This is a genomic window from Phycobacter sedimenti (genome assembly GCF_038148855.1).
Lineage (GTDB): Bacteria > Pseudomonadota > Alphaproteobacteria > Rhodobacterales > Rhodobacteraceae > Phycobacter > Phycobacter sedimenti.
Map to the genome: position 1 here is coordinate 99,150 of NZ_JBBVGR010000010.1, position 18,636 is coordinate 117,785.

Sequence of the window (18,636 nt, forward strand, 5' to 3'; positions counted from 1 at the left end):
CGTCCGAGGGTCAGTGCCCGCCCAGAACACCCGTCTTGACCGAGTAATCCACGGCGAGCGCGTATTCCGGGTCATCATCGCTGTCGACGATCAGGTGACCGGCCTTGGACAACAGCTGATGGCAATCGCGGCTGAGGTGGCGCAGCACGATGGTCTTGCCAGCCTCCTCATACTTCCCGGCGAGCGCCTCGATCGCTTGCAGGGCGGATTGGTCCACCACGCGGCTATTGGCAAAGTCTACGATCACACGTTCGGGGTCATTCTGTACATCAAACAGCTCGATGAAGCCATCGGTAGAGCCAAAGAACAGCGGCCCCTCGATCTCATAGACCTTGGCGCCCTTGTCGCTGACAGATTCGCGGGTGCGCGCATGGATGCGGCGGGCGTTGTTCCAGGCATAGGCCAGCGCCGAGACGATCACACCGACGACCACCGCAATCGCAAGGTCGGTCATCACCGTCACCACCGTCACCAGTACGATCACAAAGGCATCCATCATCGGCACCTTGGTCATCACCTTGAAGCTGTTCCAGGCAAAGGTCCCGATCACCACCATGAACATCACGCCAACCAGTGCGGCCAGCGGGATCTGCTCGATCAGCGGCGAGGCTACAACGATGAACAATAGAAGGAACAGCGCGGCCGTGATGCCCGCAATCCGCGTCCGGCCACCGGATTTCACGTTGATCATCGACTGTCCGATCATGGCGCAGCCGCCCATACCGCCAAAGAAGCCCGTGACGATATTGGAAGTACCCTGCGCGATGCACTCCTGACTGGCACCGCCCCGCTTGCCGGTGATCTCGCCCACCAAGTTCAGCGTCAGCAGGCTTTCGATCAGACCGATGGCCGCAAGGATCACGGCATAGGGCAGAATGATCTGGAAGGTTTCAAAGGTGAACGGCGCAAGCATGGTTCCATAAAGCCCCTCACCAGTGCCAAACGGATTGTGGAAGCTCGGGAAACCGCCCTCGATCGAAGCCATATCGCCCACGCGCGGCACATCGAGACCAAGAGCGATCACCAGAATGGCCACGATGCCGATACCGGCCAGAGGCGCCGGGATGACGCTGGTGATCTTGGGCGTGCCCCAGATGATCAGCATGGTCAGCCCCACAAGGCCCAGCATCATGAAAAGAGACATACCGCTCAGCCATTCAGCCCCGCCCGTACCGGGCACCTTGAACTGCGTCAGCTGCGCCAGGAAAATCACGATGGCCAGACCGTTCACGAAGCCCAGCATCACCGGATGCGGCACCAGGCGGATGAATTTGCCCCAATGCATGACACCGGCAATGACCTGCAGGATGCCCATCAGGATCACCGTGGCAAAAAGGTATTCGACCCCGTGCTCGGCCACCAGCGCCACCATGACCACCGCCAGCGCCCCCGTTGCCCCGGAAATCATGCCCGGCCGACCGCCGATCACCGCTGTGATCAGCCCGACCATGAAGGCCGCATAAAGACCCACCAGCGGATGCACCCCGGCCACAAAGGCAAAGGCGACCGCCTCAGGCACCAGCGCGAGCGCCACGGTCAGACCCGACAAAAGTTCGGTGCGCACGCGGCCCACGGACCAGCCCTCGTCCTGCATGATGGAGAGGTTCGGCGGGGAAATACGATTGGCCAGAAGGGCCATTGCGGCGCGTTTCATCAAGAATACCTGTGGTTGGAGGAGGTGACTTTGCTGCCCGCCCCTAGCGGAAACGGGCCTTGGGGGCAAGGCTCGTGAACCTGTCAGGCCTCATCGTCCCCTCCGTTTTCGCGGCCGTGAAGCGCGCCGACAGGCGGAAATCCGTGGGGCCCGACCCTAGATCGCAGATCGGATCTTCTCGGCTTGCCGCGCGATTTCGTCCATGTCGCCCATCTGGCCGGGAGGACGCAGTCTGTCGCCTTCTTTGCGGGGCAAGACATGGAAATGCAGGTGAAACACTTCCTGGCCGCCTGCTGCTTCGTTGAACTGCTGGATCGTGACGCCATCTGCGTCAAAGGCTTTCAGAACCGCGTGGCTCAGCCGCTGCACCGTCGCCATGACAGCCGAAAGCTGCTCGGGACTGGCGTCCAGTACATTACGGCAGGGCGTTTTCGGAATCACAAGCAAATGGCCGTCCGCCCGTGGCATGATATCCATGAACGCAAGCGTGTCATCATCCTCATAGACCCGCGTTGATGGGATTTCTCCGCGCAGAAGTTTCGCAAAGATGTTATCCGGATCATAGGCTGTCATTTTCATGCGTCTCCGTTTTGGGTTGCGGAGTGGTTGTGCGCCCTGCGGCAGAACGGGTCAAGCATCTCGGAACCTCGCTGGGATCTGAATCCGGAATTGCCAGCCCCCCGCGACAATTATTCTTGATCCAGATCAAACTCCGCCATTGAAGGCCTTGGCAGGGCGATCTAAAACCACCTTTGAGTCTAAGGCCGCCCGGACAGATTTCCTGTGGCCTTTCGTTATGCAACAGGAGGCACCTTAAATGGCAGACGCAGCCATTCATGGTCACGGCCATGAAGACGAGCGCGGTTTCTTTACCCGCTGGTTCATGAGCACGAACCATAAGGATATCGGCATTCTCTACCTGATCGTTTCGGCGCTTGCAGGTTTCATTTCCGTCGCGTTCACCGTATTCATGCGGATGGAGCTGATGGACCCCGGCGTTCAGTACATGTGCATGGAGCACCTGGACAAAGGCTTTATCAGCGGGTTCCTGAGCTCGATGGCGGCTTCGGTTCCGGGTGAATGCACCCCGAACGGTCACCTCTGGAACGTGATGATCACCGCCCACGGCATCCTGATGATGTTCTTCGTGGTGATTCCAGCCCTGTTCGGCGGTTTCGGCAACTACTTCATGCCGCTGCAGATCGGCGCGCCGGACATGGCGTTCCCGCGGATGAACAACCTCAGCTTCTGGCTCTATGTGGCCGGTACCTCGCTGGCGGTTGCCTCGGTGCTGGCACCGGGCGGCAACGACCAGATGGGGTCGGGCGTAGGCTGGGTTCTCTACCCGCCGCTGTCGACCAATGAGGGCGGCTTCTCGATGGATCTGGCGATCTTCGCGGTTCACGTCTCGGGTGCTTCGTCCATCCTGGGCGCGATCAACATGATCACCACTTTCCTGAACATGCGTGCCCCCGGCATGACCCTGTTCAAGGTGCCGCTGTTCTCCTGGTCGATCTTCGTCACCTCTTGGCTGATCTTGCTGTCCCTGCCGGTCCTGGCAGGCGCCATCACCATGCTGCTGATGGACCGCAACTTCGGTTTCACCTTCTTTGACCCCGCAGGCGGTGGTGACCCGATCCTGTACCAGCACATCCTGTGGTTCTTCGGTCACCCCGAAGTGTACATCGTGATCCTGCCCGGCTTTGGCATCATCTCTCACGTGATCGCCACCTTCTCGCGCAAGCCGGTCTTCGGCTATCTGCCGATGGTCTGGGCAATCATCGCGATCGGTGTTCTGGGCTTCGTCGTCTGGGCGCACCACATGTATACTGTTGGCATGTCGCTGAACCAGCAGGCCTACTTCATGCTGGCCACCATGGTGATCGCGGTTCCGACCGGCGTTAAGGTCTTCTCTTGGATCGCGACCATGTGGGGCGGCTCCATCGAGTTCAAGGCGCCGATGCTGTTTGCCTTCGGCTTCCTGTTCCTGTTCACCGTTGGCGGTGTGACCGGTGTGGTTCTGTCCCAGGCCGCCGTGGACCGTGCCTATCACGACACCTACTATGTGGTTGCACACTTCCACTATGTGATGTCGCTGGGCGCCGTCTTTGCGATCTTTGCAGGCGTCTACTTCTACTTCGGCAAGATGACCGGCAAGCAGTACTCGGAACTGGGCGCCAAGATTCACTTCTGGATGTTCTTCATCGGTGCAAACCTGACCTTCTTCCCCCAGCACTTCCTGGGTCGTCAGGGCATGCCGCGCCGCTATATCGACTACCCGGAAGGTTTCGCCTACTGGAACAAGATCTCGTCCTATGGCGCGTTCCTGTCCTTTGCATCCTTCGTGTTCTTCTTTGGCGTGATGATCTACTCGCTGCTGCGCGGCGCTCGTATCACCCAGAACAACTACTGGAACGAATACGCGGACACTCTGGAGTGGACCCTGCCCTCTCCGCCTCCGGAACACACCTTTGAAATCCTGCCCAAGCAGGAAGACTGGGACAAATCCCACTCTCACTAATGTGGACCTTTTCTAGGCAGACAGGGCCCCGGAGCAGATGCTCCGGGGCCCTGTTCTTTTGCCGTCCCAGCTTTGCGACAAAGCGCGCCTTGAAAAGCCAGGCCACCGGCACATAGTTCAACTGTCACCAACAGGAAACCATGCTGCTGCCCAATGCCCTACACCTGGTCATCAGACGACACGCACGACGCCGAAACAGTTCAAGAACTGCATCTTTGGCCGCATCAGTCTCTGCCTCCCGAAGGATACGTCCGCTTCCTGGCGGTCACTGCCGTTTTGATCACGGTGCCCCTGTTTCCGCTGCTCGGCTCCTTCGTGCTCTGGGGTATTCTGCCATTTCTGCTGATCGCGCTCTTTGGCATGAAGTGGGCCCTGGACCGCAGCCGTCGTGACCGCCAAATCCTCGAAGTGCTGACCATCGGCCCCGAGGAGGCAAGGCTTGAGCGTACCGACCCCCGAGGCGGCCATCAAAGCTGGGAATGCAACCGTTACTGGACCACAGTTCAACTGCACCCCCACGAAGGGCCGGTGCCAAACTACGTCACCCTCCGAGGGGGGGGGCGAGAGGTGGAAATCGGAGCTTTTCTGTCCGAGGACGAGCGAAAGGCGCTATTCGACGATCTTCAGACGGCCCTGCGCCGACAAACGCAAAAACAGTTTTGACTTTGCCGCAAGGCCCGGCTAGGCAATGGCCATGTGCAATACGACGCCCCTTTTCAGCACCGTATATTACCGCCGCGTTTCATAACGGCGGTCGCATTTCCTGTACTTGAAGTTCAACCGCCGCGATCCGGCGGTTAGAGACATCACAAGCACCCCCTCCGGCATCGCGCAGACCGGAGCCCCCATGACATATTTTCCTCATATTCAGTCGATTGGCCTTTTTGGCTTTGGCGCCTTTGGCCAATTGATCGCCAGGCACCTTGCCCTGCACGTGCCGATGATAGTCCACGATCCGGCGCAGCATGATCGTCACCCACTCCCGCCAAACCTGCAATGGGGCAGCCTGGAGGATACAGCAACCTGCCCGCTGGTGATCCTCGCTGTTCCCGTGCACTCCATGCCCGCCCTGTGCACGGCAATCCGCGCACATCTGAAGCCAGGCTCCATCGTTCACGATGTGGGTTCGGTGAAACTCGAGCCATGCCGCATCATGTCGGACCGCCTGCCGCCGCACGTGGATCTGGTGGGAACCCATCCCTTGTTTGGCCCTCAAAGTGCGGGCGGTGGCATCGCCGGACACAAAATCGCCTTGTGCAATGTCCGAGGGCGGTCTCACCTGCCTCTTGCAGCCTTCCTGCGCAAGGCGCTGGGATTGCAGATCATCCTCACCACGGCCGAACAGCACGACAGAGAGCTAGCCACCGTTCAGGGTCTCACGCATCTCATCGCGCGCGTCTTGGCAGACATGAGCCCCCTGCCTGCCCGCATGACCACCACCAGTTTCGAGCGCATGATGGAGGCGGCCCGCATGGTTCAGAATGATCCTCCCGGCGTCTTTGCCGCAATAGCTCAGGCGAACCCTTTCGCCGCCGAGGTCCGCGAAGACTTCCTGCGCAAGGCCCGCGCAATCGCCGGGGCACCCGGACAGCAGCCAGAATAGCAAAGGCCCGCGCAGTGGCGGGCCCATCTCATATCTCGGGGATCAGGGGCGCAGAGGCGCCCGCTCTCCATCGCTCAGCAGCCACCAGAGGTGCACAGCTCGTCCTTGACCATCGGGCCAACACGACCAAAGTCCATCTGGCCGGTGTATTTGGATTTCAGCACGCCCATGACCTTGCCCATGTCGCGAATCGAGTCGGCGCCGGTCTCGCTGACTGCAGATTTCACGGCGCTGCGGATTTCATCCTCAGAGAGCTGCTTGGGCAGGAACTCCTCAATGATCGAGATCTCCGCCAACTCGCGTTCGGCCAGGTCCAGGCGTCCGCCTTCTTCATAGGCGCGAGCGCTTTCATTGCGCTGCTTGGTCATCTTGCCAAGGATCCCAAGGATTTCTGCGTCCCCGATGCTGCCCTCCTCGCCATCACCGCGTGCGGCAATTTCCTTGTCCTTGATGGCGGCGTTGATCAGCCGAAGTGTCGCCAGACGGTCAGCCGCCTTGTCCTTCATTGCCTGTTTCAAGGCCTGATTTACCCGCGTACGCGTATCCATATGTGTTTATCCATCCCCATGGCATCGGAATTCGGATCCTTAACCAACTGGAAAGCGGTTTTCAAGCACAGGATACCGCACCCCATACGATACGCCCTTTTTCGCAAGGCCAACAGGCGCCCTTGACCCGCTTGCCCCCTGCCCCTACAAGCCCTTGAATTTCACCTCATGGAGAGTCGTGTCATGGCCGATACCGCAGCGTCCAAGCCAACCGCATGCCTTGCGCTTGCCGATGGAACCGTTTTTTACGGAATGGGGTTCGGCGCGACCGGACGATGCGTCGCCGAGCTGTGCTTCAACACCGCCATGACGGGCTACCAGGAGATCATGACAGACCCATCCTATGCGGGGCAGATCGTGACCTTCACCTTCCCGCACATCGGCAATACCGGGGTCACCCCGGAGGATGACGAAACCGGTGATCCGGTTGCGGCAGGCATGGTGGTGAAGTGGGATCCGACGCTGGCCTCGAACTGGCGCGCGACGGAAGAGCTGAAAGCCTGGCTGACACGCACCGGCCGCATCGCCATCGGCGGCATCGACACCCGTCGCCTGACCCGTGCGATCCGGCAGCAGGGCGCGCCTCATGCAGCGCTTGCTCATGACCCCGACGGCAATTTCGACGTCGAGGCCCTGGTGGCAGCGGCGCGGGAATGGTCCGGCCTTGAGGGGCTGGATCTGGCCAAGGATGTCACCTGCGCACAAAGCTATCGTTGGGATGAAATGCGGTGGGCCTGGCCTGATGGCTACAGCCGTCAGGAAGCGCCCAAGCACAAGGTGGTCGCCGTCGACTATGGTGCCAAGCGCAACATCCTTCGCTGTCTGGCCAGTGCCGGTTGCGATGTGACCGTGCTGCCCGCAACCGCCACCGCCGAAGACGTGCTGGCCCACAATCCCGATGGCGTGTTCCTGTCCAACGGCCCCGGTGATCCGGCGGCCACCGGCGAATACGCTGTCCCTATGATCAAAACCATCCTCGACACCACCGATCTGCCTGTGTTCGGGATCTGCCTTGGCCACCAGATGCTGGCGCTGGCGCTTGGCGGAAAGACCGTGAAGATGAACCACGGCCACCATGGTGCCAACCATCCGGTGAAAGAGCACTCCACCGGCAAGGTGGAGATCACTTCGATGAACCACGGTTTTGCCGTGGACGCGCAAACCCTGCCAGAAGGGGTGGAGGAGACTCACGTCTCGCTTTTTGACGGCTCCAACTGCGGAATCGCCGTGACGGGCCGCCCGGTCTACTCGGTACAGCACCACCCGGAGGCCAGCCCAGGGCCGCAAGACAGCTTCTACCTTTTTGAAAGGTTTGCGGACGCCATGGCGGAACGCAAAGGCTCATAAAAAGGCGCGGTTCGGATCCCGCTGGATCCGAACATTAATCAATTTTTAACCAAGCCGGGAAAGCGTAATCTCAGGATCTACCTGGGATTGTGTTTAAATGGTAAAATCACGGCGGGGTTTGCGCCGCCCCGGCAAGACGCCTTTCAGACCGCTGGTCGCGCCCCATGCATCGCTGCAAGGGGCGCCCCGCAGAAGCCGAAGCGACGAGCCCCCCCTCGGTCGCAACGATATCCATAGCCCTTACAGTGACGCGTCCAATCAGCGGCAGCAGACGATCTCAGGTACACCTGAAACGCTGCATCGGCTGATACTCAGCCAGCACGGCAAACCCGTCTCCGAGCAAGAGCCGATTGGCAGCCAGACCCGCCCAGTGACTGTCGCGGCAACATCGGCAGCCCGACACCCCAAGCGATCCCCTGCCCGGTTTCGTCATATTGACCTTGACCGCGCGCCTCCCGACAAGAGCCTGTTGAACCGCATGCCGCCTGCCTTCTGGCTGCGCCATGCCACCGTGCCCTGGCTTCGCCTTGGCAATGCGGTGGTTGTGGCTATGGCCGACCTTTCACAGGTTCAAGTCGTGCAGGACGCTTTGGGAAAACAATTCGGAAAGGTCATTCCGATTTCGGCCCCTGAGGACCAGATCCTGAAGCATCTGACGGCGAACCTAGGAAACCAGATGGCACGGCGTGCCAGCATCTCTTTGCCGCAGGTGCACAGCAGCCGATTTCTGGCCGATCGTAATCTGCGCGCCCACTATGCGCTTTGGGCCAGTCTGGTCCTGAGCCTGAGCTTGCTGTTTCCCATGGCCATGTTCATCGCAGCCTGCGGAATGACCTTGCTGCTACTGGTGTTGTTCACAGGGTTCCGACTGGCCGGAATAGCAGGGTTTGTGAGTGCGCAGCACCGTTCGGAAACACGGAGCCGCACCACGCATGATACCCGGAGACTGCCAAGGATATCCATTCTGGTTCCCCTGTTCCAGGAAGCCGAGATCAGCAAGGACTTGTTGAAGCGCCTCGCCAAAGTAGAATATACGCACCACTTGCTAGAGATTTTCCTGGTGCTTGAGGACGGTGATCGCATGACGTTGAACGCGGTGCGCGCAGCGGTGCTGCCGACCTGGATCAAAGTGGTCAAAGTGCCCGAATACGGAGACCTCAAGACAAAGCCTCGTGCGCTGAACTATGCTTTGAACTTTTGTCGAGGTGACATCATCGGGGTCTGGGATGCCGAAGATTCACCCATGGCCGACCAGTTGCATGAGGTTGCAGCAGCCTTTGCCAAGGCCTCTCCCGAGGTCGCCTGCGTCCAAGGGATCCTAGATTACTACAATCCCCGAACCACCTGGATCTCACGCTGTTTTACCCTGGAATACGCAAGCTGGTTTCGCATCATCCTGCCAGGCATCGCCAAACTGGGGCTCGTGGTCCCCTTAGGGGGAACGACCATGTTCGTGCGTCGGCAGGTTCTGGAGGAAGTCGGTGCGTGGGATGCCCACAATGTGACCGAGGATGCCGACTTGGGGGTGCGCCTGTGCCGGGCCGGATATCGCACAGAAATGCTGGCGTCCACCACCTATGAAGAAGCAAATGCCCATGTCTGGCCCTGGATCAAGCAACGCTCGCGCTGGCTCAAGGGGTTCATGATGACCTACGCGACCCATATGCGCGCACCCCGTCAGTTGCTGCGGGATCTGGGCTGGCGGCAATTTCTCGGACTTCAGGTATTCTTTCTCTGCTCTGTCGGTCAGTTCCTGCTGGCCCCGATCCTCTGGAGCTTCTGGCTTGTGGCATTCGGCCTTCCACACCCGGCTGAAGGCCACGTTCCCGGCCTGTGGCTTTCGTTGGCGGTGGCCGTGCTTGTGTTCTTTGAACTCCTCAGTCAGGCAACTGCCATTTGCGCGGCCTTTGCCAGTAAGCGACGACGCCTGGCGCTTTGGGCACCCTGCCTTTTGTTCTACTACCTTCTGGGCGCCGCCGCCGCCTACAAAGCCCTATATGAGCTCGTGTTTCGGCCTTTCTTCTGGGACAAGACCAACCATGGCATTCACGCCCCTGATCCTGCCTCAAAAAACGAATGCCGCAGCGCGCGCTGACAGCCCGCGATCACCCTTTGCTGCGATCACCGGCATCCTGTTTGAGCCGTGTCATGAAGGCGATAGAGATATGGTCTCTAAGGGCCTCTGAGGCACCTTCGGCATCGCGTTTGCTGATGGCATCCACAATCCCCTTGTGTTCGGACTGGGCAATCTTGCCCCGCCCCTCGGCGGCGAGGGAGGTCGTTGCCATCAGCGCCATGGTGCGGTGCACCAGATCAAGCTGCTGCACAAGATAACGGTTGTGAGAGGCAAGGTGGATCTGTTCATGAAAGCGCCGGTTCGCTCGAGCCAGTTCCGTTGGATTGTCCACCAGTTGATCGTCAGCCTTCACCATTTCCTGAAGAACACGGATTTCCTCGTCGGTGGCATGCTGCGCTGCAAGAGCCGCGGCCAGTCCCTCCAGTTCGCGCCGCACCACGTACAGCTCGGCCATCTGGTTGTGATCCAGCGACGCCACGATCAGCGAGCGCCCGTCGCGCTCCAGAAGCGATTGTGTTTCCAGACGCTGCAATGCCTCGCGGATGGGCGTGCGCGACACACCGAACCGTTCGGCCAGGTCGCTTTCCACAAGCCGGTCCCCCGGTTTGAAAACACCCACATCGATGGCCTCAAGTATAAGGGCGTAGGCATCTTTCTGGTTGCTTCGGTTCTGGCTCATTGGTTTTCCAACTTGGTACATTCGGTCTTTTCTACAGACCGCCGGCGACCAATCAAGCCTTTAGAACAGTTTGCGCCTAAATCACGCAGTCTCTTGCACCCCCTTGCCGTCCAGGCCGGATTGCAAAACCGGCGCCAAGCCCCTATTCGGAACCTATGGTAAAACCCTTCTTTTCTCATGTCCGCCACTGGGTCTTTGACCTCGACAATACCCTGTATCCGCCCTCGGCCCGGCTGTTTGACCAGATCGAGGTCAAGATGGCGGAGTACGTGATGCGCGAACTGGGCGTTGACAGGGCCGAGGCGGATCGCCTGCGCAAGCACTACTGGCGCGAGCACGGCACCACTCTGGCCGGTTTGATGAAGGAACATGAGATCGATCCCGATCCCTACCTGGATGCCGTCCACGACATCTCGTTCGATCCTCTTGAACCAGACGCGGAGCTGGCCGCCCGCATCAAAGACCTGCCTGGCAAGCGCATCGTCTACACCAATGGCAGCGCGCCTTATGCCGAACGGGTGCTTGAGGCGCGTGGCCTGTCGGGTTTGTTTGATGGGGTTTACGGGGTCGAACATGCGAACTATCGCCCCAAACCCGAACGGCAGGCCTTTGACACCGTATTCGCCAAGGCGGGCATTGCTGCCGAAACAGCCGCCATGTTCGAGGATGACCCACGCAACCTCGAGGCCCCCCACGCCATGGGCATGCGCACCATTCACGTTGCACCCGACCCGCACGACCGCGACCACATTCACCATCACACCGATGACCTGAGCAGCTTTCTCGCACGGCTGCTGTAAGACGTACCGGCTGCGACGAAATCGCACCTCGAAGTGTCATACTTGCTGACCTAGATGCCCGGTAGAAACCGATCTAGGAAACGCGACATGACTGCATATACCCTGCCTGAGCGTCTGTCCCTGTGGCAGCGCATCCTGTTTTCCATCCCCTTGCTGGGCCGTATGGCAAAAGAGGTCGCCTATGGCGCGGCCGACAACATCTACTACGCACTCGGGACCTTCGTGAGCCTTTGGGGCTGCTCGATCCTGATGTTCGGAATTCCCGGTCTCTACATACCTGCCTTGTGCCTTGTACCTGTGATGTTCACGCTGCTGATCCTGATCACCCGCGGATAGAGACCATATGCCGCTTGTCATTCTGCGTTCGGGAGGCATATCTCAGCGCAGGACGACGACGAAAGGCGGCAGCCATGACCCAGATCTGCGACATCCTGATTTCCGGCGGCGGCATTGCCGGCCTCACTGCAGCCGCCGCCTTTGGCTCAGCCGGGTTCCAGGTCATCTGCGTCGACCCCACGCCCCCCGTGACCGAACGGGATGTCGAGGGATCAGACCTGCGCACAACAGCACTCTTGCAGCCTGCCCGAGATCTGCTTCAGCATCACGGCCTTTGGGAACGCCTGTCGGAACACGCAGCACCCCTGCAGGTGATGCGGATCGTCGATGCGGGCGGTGAGCAGCCGACGCCGCGCGTGATCAAGGACTTCAACGCGGCAGACATCTCTGATCGCCCCTTTGGATGGAACCTGCCCAACTGGCTGCTGCGGCGCGAACTGCTGGCCGCCCTCGCCGGGATGCCCAACGTCGATTTCCGCCCCGGCGTCGGCACCACGCATCTCTTTACCCGCCTCGGTGAGGCCCGCGTCACCCTCACTAATGGTCGGCAGGAACGGGCGCGGCTTGTCCTGGCGTGTGATGGGCGCAACTCCCCCATGCGCGAAGCCGCTGGCATTCCGGTCAAGACGACCCGCTATGGGCAAAAAGCGCTGGCCTTTGCCATCACCCACCCGGTGCCCCACGAAAACGTCTCGACCGAAATCCACCGTTCCGGGGGACCATTCACACTGGTGCCCCTGCCCGACTTCAAGGGCCAGCCCTCGTCTGCCGTGGTCTGGATGGAGCGCGGGCCAAGGGCGACCGAGCTTCTGAATATGGACGCAGCCACGTTTGAGGTGGAAATGACACGGCGCAGCTGTGGTCTGTTCGGGGGTCTCAAACTGGCGTCCAGGCGGACCATCTGGCCGATCATCAGCCAATCGGCCGAGCGGCTTTGCGGTGAACGGCTCGCCCTGATGGCCGAGGCCGCTCATGTGGTACCGCCCATCGGCGCCCAGGGCCTCAACATGTCCTTGAGCGATCTGCGCTGCCTGCTTGACCTGGCATCAGCCCGCCCAGAGGGACTTGGAGATAGGGCCATGCTGGAGGCCTACCACAGGGCACGCCACCGGGACATCCTGTTGCGCGTCAAAGGCATCGACCTTTTGAACCGCACCTCCATGCTGGCGCCCCGCCCGTTGCGCGATTTGCGCGCATTCGGCCTCAATGCACTCTATTCCATGGCGCCCGTGCGCAAGACGTTGATGCAGATGGGCCTTGGCGTGAAATAGCCCTGACGGGTCCGCTGACAGCCCCGGTTTAGGATCGGTGCGGTTTACAGCTCCATCTGCCCCGGCCCCGCTTGTCTGAAGGCCCGGCGCCCACATGCGGCGTCCTGTTTCCCCCGCGCCCCGCCGGAAAACCAGCCCTCATTGCGCTGCACGCATTCCCCTGTGCGCCATCCCAACTGACCCAAACCATCGGATCCCCCTGTTCCAAGGATTGGCCGACGTCGCTTCTGCACGCCGGGAAACAGCCCATTGACACAACATGTACAGATCGGTACACCAATCGCACAGTTTAGTGAATATCGCAGACACAGTATTGATCTGAAAGCATGTCCAATGATGCCTTCTTGCAGAAGAAACCTGCCCCATCTGAACCCTTTGCGCGGTGATGGCGCCCGCGCGCCCCTGGAAACCGCGGCAAACACCGGCAATCCGTCGGCCAAGGCATGCTTCCGGATCCCTGCATCGGGGAGATCACAATGCCCACGGTAACAGCCGCTTTCGTAAAAGCGATGGCCAAGGCCGCTGGTCTTTCCCTCTCCGAGGACGGGCAACTCCTGTGCGCAGATGTGCTGCTTAAACGGTTCAACTACCCCCATGACGAGCAGATCCCAGAGGACGCCTACTATGATACGCTCCAGTGCATCCGAACGCATTTCGGCGACGACCTTGGACTGATGCGCGCCTATGCCGCTACAATCACGCTCGACGATCTCGGTGTGCTAGGTCTGGCAGTCAAGACCGCGCCGGACCTGCGCACCGCTCTGACCGTGATCCAGCGGTATTTTTCCTTGATGACCGATACCGTGGTCTATCGTTTTGACGAAACAGGTGACCTGGCCTACCTGAGCATCGAGGAACAGACAGGTCGGCATCCGGCCCTGCGGTTTCGAAACGAATGCGCATTGTTCAGCCTGATGCGCAGCATCAGTGCGCTCTGTACCACGGATGACGTGTTTCAGCAGGTCTCTTTCCGGCACGGATGCCCGACCGATGAACGCGCTTACGTCCGGCATTTTGGATGTGATGTGCGCTTTGGCTCTTCCAGCGACTCCCTCTGGATCAGCTCCGACGCGCTGGCAACGCCCATCGGCCGGGGCGACAAGGCTGTCTGCAATTTCCTGGTTGCGCACCTTGAAGAAGAGCTCTCCAACCTCAGCCGTCAACCTCCACTGATGGCGGAACTGATGCAGCATGTGACACGTGCCCTGCAGCACGGGCTTCCGCAGGCGGCAGACATCGCGCGCACCATGGGCATGAGCGAGCGCACACTCTATCGCCGACTGGCCGATGACGGGCTCACATATCGCGATGCTCTGCAAAAGGCCCAGAGTGAACTGGCTCACGAGCTTTTGACATCCTCCGACCGCTCGATCGCCGAGATCGCCTTTCTCACCGGATTTTCCGAGCAAAGCGCCTTCAGCAGGGCCTTCAAACGCTGGTCTGGCCTCGCCCCTGCCCAGTATCGCCAGAAACCTGACACCGTCTGACAGCTTGCCTTTGGCCTCGTGGCAGAAACAGCCACAAAGCTGGCAGAGCCTGCCAAGACCCGACACAGATGCCGCGGTAAATTCGACGTTGAAAGACACCACGGCAACGACATCACCGCAGTGGCGCTCGGCGCCTCAACAAAGGATCACACGAATGAAAGAGATGACATCCCTCGTCGTTCTGGCGCTTGCAGCCGCGATGGCAACCGGCCTCGTACTGTTGCCGATCACAATGCCATACACCGTCAACGCCACACAGATTGTGACGTTGACGGCCTGATGATCCAGGCACCGCGCTACTCTGCGGCGATCGCCTGCCCGGCGCTGTCGTTCCGGCTGATTGGCGACCACTTCAAATCGCCGTCATACCGCCAGGCCAGCTTGCCATCATCATCCATGGCAATCAGGTGCAGCCAGCGGTTGTCGAACAGATCCCGCACATTTGAATGACGCGCCAGGATATCACTCATCGCCTCCCGGGGGGCCTCGATGATCACCGACAGGCGCAGCGGGTCATGCTGAAAACCGTCGCCATCATGCACGGACTGCCAGGGAAGACCGCCGCGCAGATTGCCGCCGTTCCCTTCCAGCACACCGATACCGCCCACGACGTTGTGCAACAGCTTGTTGCCACCGCCGAACAGATCCGGCGTCACGGTTGAACCGTAGTACTGAAGGCTGATCCAGCTGGCGACCTGAACCGGGGCGGTCATGATCAGTTCCAGCACAGAGAAGCCCTCATCCGCGCGCCAGTCATAGCTGTGAAGGAACGACTGCCCCTCGAGCAAAGCGCCCGTGCTGCGCGAACGAGGCGCGGCGATGAAGGCGCGGCAACCGCCAAGACCCCACTCCGGCCGCGTCTCCGCCCAGTCCTGCGCGCGGCGCAGCACATCCGCCTCGCCCATCGCTCGGGGCAGCCGACGGGCCCGCTCGCCACGTGCAAGACGCCCGGCCGCCGCCAGCATCTCTTTCAGCCTAGCGATGTCGTCGGCCTTTGAGGTATCCGGCAGATCCTCCTCAAACAGAGTTACCTTGTCCGTTGTCGTGTGATGCATTGCAGGCAGGAAAACGGTATCCGCCGGGATCTCGATACCTTCGGAAGCCAGACCCGAGCGCACTTCGGAATTGTTCAGCAAACCGGCCAGAAGACGCGCGTTGACGTCCCCGGCAAACCCGCCGCAAGCCCCGCAGTGCAAAGCGCTTTCGTGGGGGTTGTTGGTGACATCCGCACCGTGACCAGCCAGCATGACAAGCGGGGCGAAGCCGCTGGTCAGGGACATGGCACTCAGTACCGTTTTGGCCATTGTGACGCGCTGCGCAAGATCAATGCCGGGATCCAGTTGAGGAGCCGGGTCCGCCTTGTGATCATGCCCTATGCCCAGCGCATCGCGCACCAACTTGCCCGCATAGACGGGTCCCGTTGCCTCGACAAAGGCAAAGGAGGAGACAGCCGCCAGCTTGAACCGCCCCCAGGCCCGTTTTGCCCGCGCAACACCGCGCCGTTTGAGGTTGATCTGCTCGCCTTCATGGGCCTGCGAGACGACGCCCGGCTGCAGCAGAACCGGCCCACGCGCCTCGACCACGTCGGACCCTGCGCATTGGTGCGCCGCCGCCAGACCAAAGAAGCCTGCAAACCCGATGGTCTCGATCCCTGCGCCCTGCGCTTCAAGGGCGCGGCGGAACACTTCGGAGCGCACATCGATACAGAAGGCCGCCTGCACATCGGGGCGCCCCTGCAGGGACCGCCCATCGCCTGCGGCCAGCACGTCAGCCAGCCGCCGCTGCTCTGCCCGCTCCCCTGCCTCCTGCAGAACCACGTCGATCACGATATCACGGGTCGGGGTCACGGGCGCTTCATGCGCCGCAACGACCTTTGCCCAGCGGTCCGCGATCTGGTCCTTGTACAGCCCGTAAAGCGCTTCTTCAAAAACCATGCGAATGGCGAGCAGCTCGGTGACGGAATTGTCGCTGTCTCCCTCCAGTTCTGCTTGCCACAGAAGGTAGCGGGCGTATTGACCCCAGCCCCCCAGGGTCATCAGCCAGCGGTGAAAGGCGGTGCCCGCAGCCGCAGGCGACAGGCCAAGCCTTTCCGAGGCCCGGCCAATGGCCCGCCAGTGAGACCGGTTTGTGGCGGCGACAAAGGCGCCAAATCCGCTCAGCCCGTGAATCTCAGGCGTCAGATCGCGCGCGCCGAATTCACGCCATGCGCTGAAGATGCCGCCCGCTCTGCCCGGCTGCCACAGCGCCTGGCCCTGATCGAAATGGCTGGCCGCCCAGACCCCGATCCGGTTTTCGATCAGCCCCGGCCAGTCGATGCCGGACACCTCAGCGGCCAGATCGGCAACCGTTGGCAGGACGTCTGGCAGGGTGCTTTCGGCATCAAGGCTGCTTAGAACGTCGCTCAGTCCGGGACGGTCAAAGGTCCCCTCCAGGCTCGAGAGCGCCTCCATGAGATCCTCTTCACGGATCTCGCCGCTCTCGAGTTTTGTTGCCCAATGGCTGCGCGCAGGCATGATGCGCTTGCCCGACACCCGCGCCAGGCGGGCCGCGGTCACGGCCAAAGGCTCTCCGGTTTGCCCCAGAAACGGGTTGACGGCGACACTTGCAGACAGGGGAAACAGCGGCGGGATCGCCTTGGCTGCTCCGTTTGCGGCATGGACAAGCTCAAGAAGGGCAGCGGGGAATACTTCGAATTTGGTCAGCATGAAGAGGCTCCGATATCAGGAGAGTTTCCGGGAAGACCAGCCGCCCAGCAGCTTGTCAAAGATTGCGTTGATGTAAAAACCGTTGGACAGATGCACCCGGATACCAAGGGCCGCGGGATGGCTCGCCCACAGAGGGAAGGTGGCCTGTGCCAGCGCTACGGCGCCGAAACTCAGCAGGGCCAGGATCATCAGCGCCCATTCCAGCGGACCGGGCGCCGGAGTGGCGGGCAAGGTCCCCGCGGTGACGAACTGCGCCAGAAGCTGCAACAGGAAGTAGCTGGTCGAGGTCGCAAGAGCATAGACCATCGTGCGCCGCGTCAGAACCCCCGGAGCCGCATCCGCGAGGCCCTGTGCCAGAATGTAGGCCACACCGAAGATCAGGATCACACCCAATGCGATGGCCTGCACGGACTTGCCTTCAAACCCGATGACAAATCCGACGAGCGCATAAATCGAGATACCGATCAGAAAGGCCTGAAGCACGTTGCGCATGCTGGGCACGGCCACTGGCCCGGGGCGTCGGATCGCCGCGACGTTGCGCACCGCTTCGCCCGCACTCAGGAAGGCATGCGCCTTGTAAAGCGAATGGGCGAGGATGTGCAGCAGCGCAAGCGGGAACAGTGCAAGGCCACACTGCATGACCATGAACCCCATCTGGGCAATGGTCGACCAGGCCAGCGAAGTCTTGACCGCAGGCTGGGTCAGCATGACCAGCCCGCCAAAGAGTGCGGTGAACCCGCCCAGCATCACCAGAAGGGCCATGACCCCCGGTGCCGTCAGCATGACATCGGCAAAGCGGATCAGCAGGAAGCCACCGGCATTGATGACACCGGCATGAAGCAAGGCTGAGACCGGGGTCGGTGCCTCCATCACCTCGGTGAGCCAACCATGGGCCGGCAGCTGGGCCGAGGCCAGAACCGCCGCAAGGGCAATCAGCACAGCGGCACCAGCGGTCGCCAGATCCGGCTGTGCAGCCGCAAGGATCGTGGCAATATCCGATGTACCGTAGTTGAGCAGCAGCAAGGTCACGGCGATTGCAAGCACCGCTTCACTCAGACGGGCAACAAGGGCCCTCTTGCGGGCGGCCCGCTGCGCGGTCATCCGCTCAGGGTAGAACAACAAAAGCCGGTTGAGCAGCAGATTGGTCGCGATCCACGCCGCAAGAAGCTGGAAAACATTGCCCGAAATGACCAGCAACAGGACCGCCGTCAGGGTCGCCAGCATCAGCCCGGTGAAAGCCCCGTGACGCTCCTCGCCATCCATGTAGGTGGCAGAGTAGCGCATCACGACCCAGCCGATGAAGCTGACCAGCACCAGCATTGTCAGGCTGACTGCATCAAGCCGCACAGAAAGGCCGATGCCCCAGGCACCGATCAACTCAGACGTGCCACCGCCGTTCAAGGCCACCAGCCCAGCGGACAGCAGGCTGATCCCAAAGACCGCAAGCGTCGCCCATTCCGAGATCTGCGGCAGGCGTCCGGGGCGCGCTCCCGGAGTGCGGCGGGCATAAGCCGTCATGACCAACAAGATCACGGGGCAAAGGAGAGGGAGAAACAGATGGCTCATCATTTGGCGTCCTTGGGCTGTGGGGTCACACTCGATCCAGGA

The 18,636-nt window shown here is 60.9% G+C and carries 16 protein-coding genes; 10 read left to right on the forward strand and 6 right to left on the reverse strand.

All coding sequences use genetic code 11. The features are described from left to right. Positions 1-10 precede the first annotated feature (10 nt). A complete protein-coding gene (locus AADA15_RS17290) occupies positions 11-1,654 on the reverse strand; it encodes a SulP family inorganic anion transporter (RefSeq protein ID WP_341642811.1) in 1,644 nt (547 codons plus the stop codon). 156 nt (positions 1,655-1,810) lie between these two features. Further along, entirely contained in the window at positions 1,811-2,227 is a 417-nt protein-coding gene (locus tag AADA15_RS17295; RefSeq protein ID WP_341642812.1) for an HIT family protein, read from the reverse strand. 244 nt (positions 2,228-2,471) lie between these two features. Between AADA15_RS17295 and AADA15_RS17300 the strand changes: the two genes are divergently transcribed. From AADA15_RS17300 to AADA15_RS17310, 3 genes are all read left to right on the forward strand, one after another. Beyond that, complete coding sequence (locus AADA15_RS17300) at positions 2,472-4,175, forward strand: cytochrome c oxidase subunit I (protein WP_341642813.1); 1,704 nt, start codon at positions 2,472-2,474, stop codon at positions 4,173-4,175. 153 nt (positions 4,176-4,328) lie between these two features. Next, entirely contained in the window at positions 4,329-4,838 is a 510-nt protein-coding gene (locus AADA15_RS17305; protein WP_341642814.1) for a DUF2244 domain-containing protein, read from the forward strand. A 184-nt stretch (positions 4,839-5,022) separates the two neighbouring features. Next, a complete protein-coding gene (locus AADA15_RS17310; RefSeq protein ID WP_341642815.1) occupies positions 5,023-5,778 on the forward strand; it encodes a prephenate dehydrogenase/arogenate dehydrogenase family protein in 756 nt (251 codons plus the stop codon). Between the two features lie 74 nt (positions 5,779-5,852). Here the strand turns inward: AADA15_RS17310 and AADA15_RS17315 are convergent, their stop codons facing one another. Continuing rightward, a complete protein-coding gene (locus AADA15_RS17315; protein WP_341642816.1) occupies positions 5,853-6,326 on the reverse strand; it encodes a GatB/YqeY domain-containing protein in 474 nt (157 codons plus the stop codon). A gap of 183 nt (positions 6,327-6,509) precedes the next feature. Between AADA15_RS17315 and carA the strand changes: the two genes are divergently transcribed. Both carA and AADA15_RS17325 read left to right on the forward strand, forming a co-directional pair. Continuing rightward, on the forward strand, positions 6,510-7,673 hold the full coding sequence (gene carA, locus AADA15_RS17320) for a glutamine-hydrolyzing carbamoyl-phosphate synthase small subunit (protein ID WP_341642817.1): 1,164 nt from the start codon (positions 6,510-6,512) through the stop codon (positions 7,671-7,673). A gap of 97 nt (positions 7,674-7,770) precedes the next feature. Then, positions 7,771-9,768, forward strand: coding sequence for a glycosyltransferase (locus AADA15_RS17325; protein WP_341642818.1), 1,998 nt, complete (start codon positions 7,771-7,773; stop codon positions 9,766-9,768). 10 nt (positions 9,769-9,778) lie between these two features. Here AADA15_RS17325 and AADA15_RS17330 read toward each other — a convergent pair whose 3' ends face one another. Next, positions 9,779-10,429: a GntR family transcriptional regulator gene (locus AADA15_RS17330; RefSeq protein WP_341642819.1), complete on the reverse strand. Its 651-nt coding sequence runs from the start codon at positions 10,427-10,429 to the stop codon at positions 9,779-9,781. A gap of 155 nt (positions 10,430-10,584) precedes the next feature. Here AADA15_RS17330 and AADA15_RS17335 point away from each other — a divergent pair, with 155 nt between their 5' ends. The 5 genes from AADA15_RS17335 to AADA15_RS17355 all read left to right on the forward strand — a co-directional run bounded on the left by AADA15_RS17335 (position 10,585) and on the right by AADA15_RS17355 (position 14,603). Then, complete coding sequence (locus AADA15_RS17335) at positions 10,585-11,229, forward strand: pyrimidine 5'-nucleotidase (protein WP_341642820.1); 645 nt, start codon at positions 10,585-10,587, stop codon at positions 11,227-11,229. Between the two features lie 87 nt (positions 11,230-11,316). After that, positions 11,317-11,565: a hypothetical protein gene (locus tag AADA15_RS17340; RefSeq protein WP_341642821.1), complete on the forward strand. Its 249-nt coding sequence runs from the start codon at positions 11,317-11,319 to the stop codon at positions 11,563-11,565. A 74-nt stretch (positions 11,566-11,639) separates the two neighbouring features. Further along, entirely contained in the window at positions 11,640-12,836 is a 1,197-nt protein-coding gene (locus tag AADA15_RS17345) for a UbiH/UbiF family hydroxylase (RefSeq protein ID WP_341642822.1), read from the forward strand. A 476-nt stretch (positions 12,837-13,312) separates the two neighbouring features. Continuing rightward, positions 13,313-14,323, forward strand: coding sequence for an AraC family transcriptional regulator (locus tag AADA15_RS17350; protein ID WP_341642823.1), 1,011 nt, complete (start codon positions 13,313-13,315; stop codon positions 14,321-14,323). A 154-nt stretch (positions 14,324-14,477) separates the two neighbouring features. Further along, the gene (locus AADA15_RS17355) at positions 14,478-14,603 is read left to right on the forward strand and encodes a hypothetical protein (protein WP_341642824.1); all 126 of its coding nucleotides are present in this window, start codon (positions 14,478-14,480) and stop codon (positions 14,601-14,603) included. Positions 14,604-14,619: 16 nt separating this feature from the next. On the opposite strand, the gene AADA15_RS17360 is transcribed toward AADA15_RS17355, so the two are convergent. After that, positions 14,620-17,028, reverse strand: coding sequence for a YbcC family protein (locus tag AADA15_RS17360; protein ID WP_341642825.1), 2,409 nt, complete (start codon positions 17,026-17,028; stop codon positions 14,620-14,622). 15 nt (positions 17,029-17,043) lie between these two features. Beyond that, positions 17,044-18,594 (reverse strand): proton-conducting transporter transmembrane domain-containing protein, encoded by a 1,551-nt coding sequence (locus tag AADA15_RS17365; RefSeq protein WP_341642826.1) that lies wholly within the window; start codon positions 18,592-18,594, stop codon positions 17,044-17,046. Positions 18,595-18,636: the final 42 nt, after the last annotated feature.

Excerpts from the sequence above, each read along its gene's own strand:
- AADA15_RS17290 (WP_341642811.1), bottom strand. The coding sequence starts at position 1,654 with ATGAAACGCGCCGCAATGGCCCTTCTGGCCAATCGTATTTCCCCGCCG.
- AADA15_RS17295 (WP_341642812.1), bottom strand. The coding sequence starts at position 2,227 with ATGACAGCCTATGATCCGGATAACATCTTTGCGAAACTTCTGCGCGGA.
- AADA15_RS17300 (WP_341642813.1), top strand. The coding sequence starts at position 2,472 with ATGGCAGACGCAGCCATTCATGGTCACGGCCATGAAGACGAGCGCGGT.
- AADA15_RS17305 (WP_341642814.1), top strand. The coding sequence starts at position 4,329 with ATGCCCTACACCTGGTCATCAGACGACACGCACGACGCCGAAACAGTT.
- AADA15_RS17310 (WP_341642815.1), top strand. The coding sequence starts at position 5,023 with ATGACATATTTTCCTCATATTCAGTCGATTGGCCTTTTTGGCTTTGGC.
- AADA15_RS17315 (WP_341642816.1), bottom strand. The coding sequence starts at position 6,326 with ATGGATACGCGTACGCGGGTAAATCAGGCCTTGAAACAGGCAATGAAG.
- carA (WP_341642817.1), top strand. The coding sequence starts at position 6,510 with ATGGCCGATACCGCAGCGTCCAAGCCAACCGCATGCCTTGCGCTTGCC.
- AADA15_RS17325 (WP_341642818.1), top strand. The coding sequence starts at position 7,771 with ATGGTAAAATCACGGCGGGGTTTGCGCCGCCCCGGCAAGACGCCTTTC.
- AADA15_RS17330 (WP_341642819.1), bottom strand. The coding sequence starts at position 10,429 with ATGAGCCAGAACCGAAGCAACCAGAAAGATGCCTACGCCCTTATACTT.
- AADA15_RS17335 (WP_341642820.1), top strand. The coding sequence starts at position 10,585 with ATGGTAAAACCCTTCTTTTCTCATGTCCGCCACTGGGTCTTTGACCTC.
- AADA15_RS17340 (WP_341642821.1), top strand. The coding sequence starts at position 11,317 with ATGACTGCATATACCCTGCCTGAGCGTCTGTCCCTGTGGCAGCGCATC.
- AADA15_RS17345 (WP_341642822.1), top strand. The coding sequence starts at position 11,640 with ATGACCCAGATCTGCGACATCCTGATTTCCGGCGGCGGCATTGCCGGC.
- AADA15_RS17350 (WP_341642823.1), top strand. The coding sequence starts at position 13,313 with ATGCCCACGGTAACAGCCGCTTTCGTAAAAGCGATGGCCAAGGCCGCT.
- AADA15_RS17355 (WP_341642824.1), top strand. The coding sequence starts at position 14,478 with ATGAAAGAGATGACATCCCTCGTCGTTCTGGCGCTTGCAGCCGCGATG.
- AADA15_RS17360 (WP_341642825.1), bottom strand. The coding sequence starts at position 17,028 with ATGCTGACCAAATTCGAAGTATTCCCCGCTGCCCTTCTTGAGCTTGTC.
- AADA15_RS17365 (WP_341642826.1), bottom strand. The coding sequence starts at position 18,594 with ATGAGCCATCTGTTTCTCCCTCTCCTTTGCCCCGTGATCTTGTTGGTC.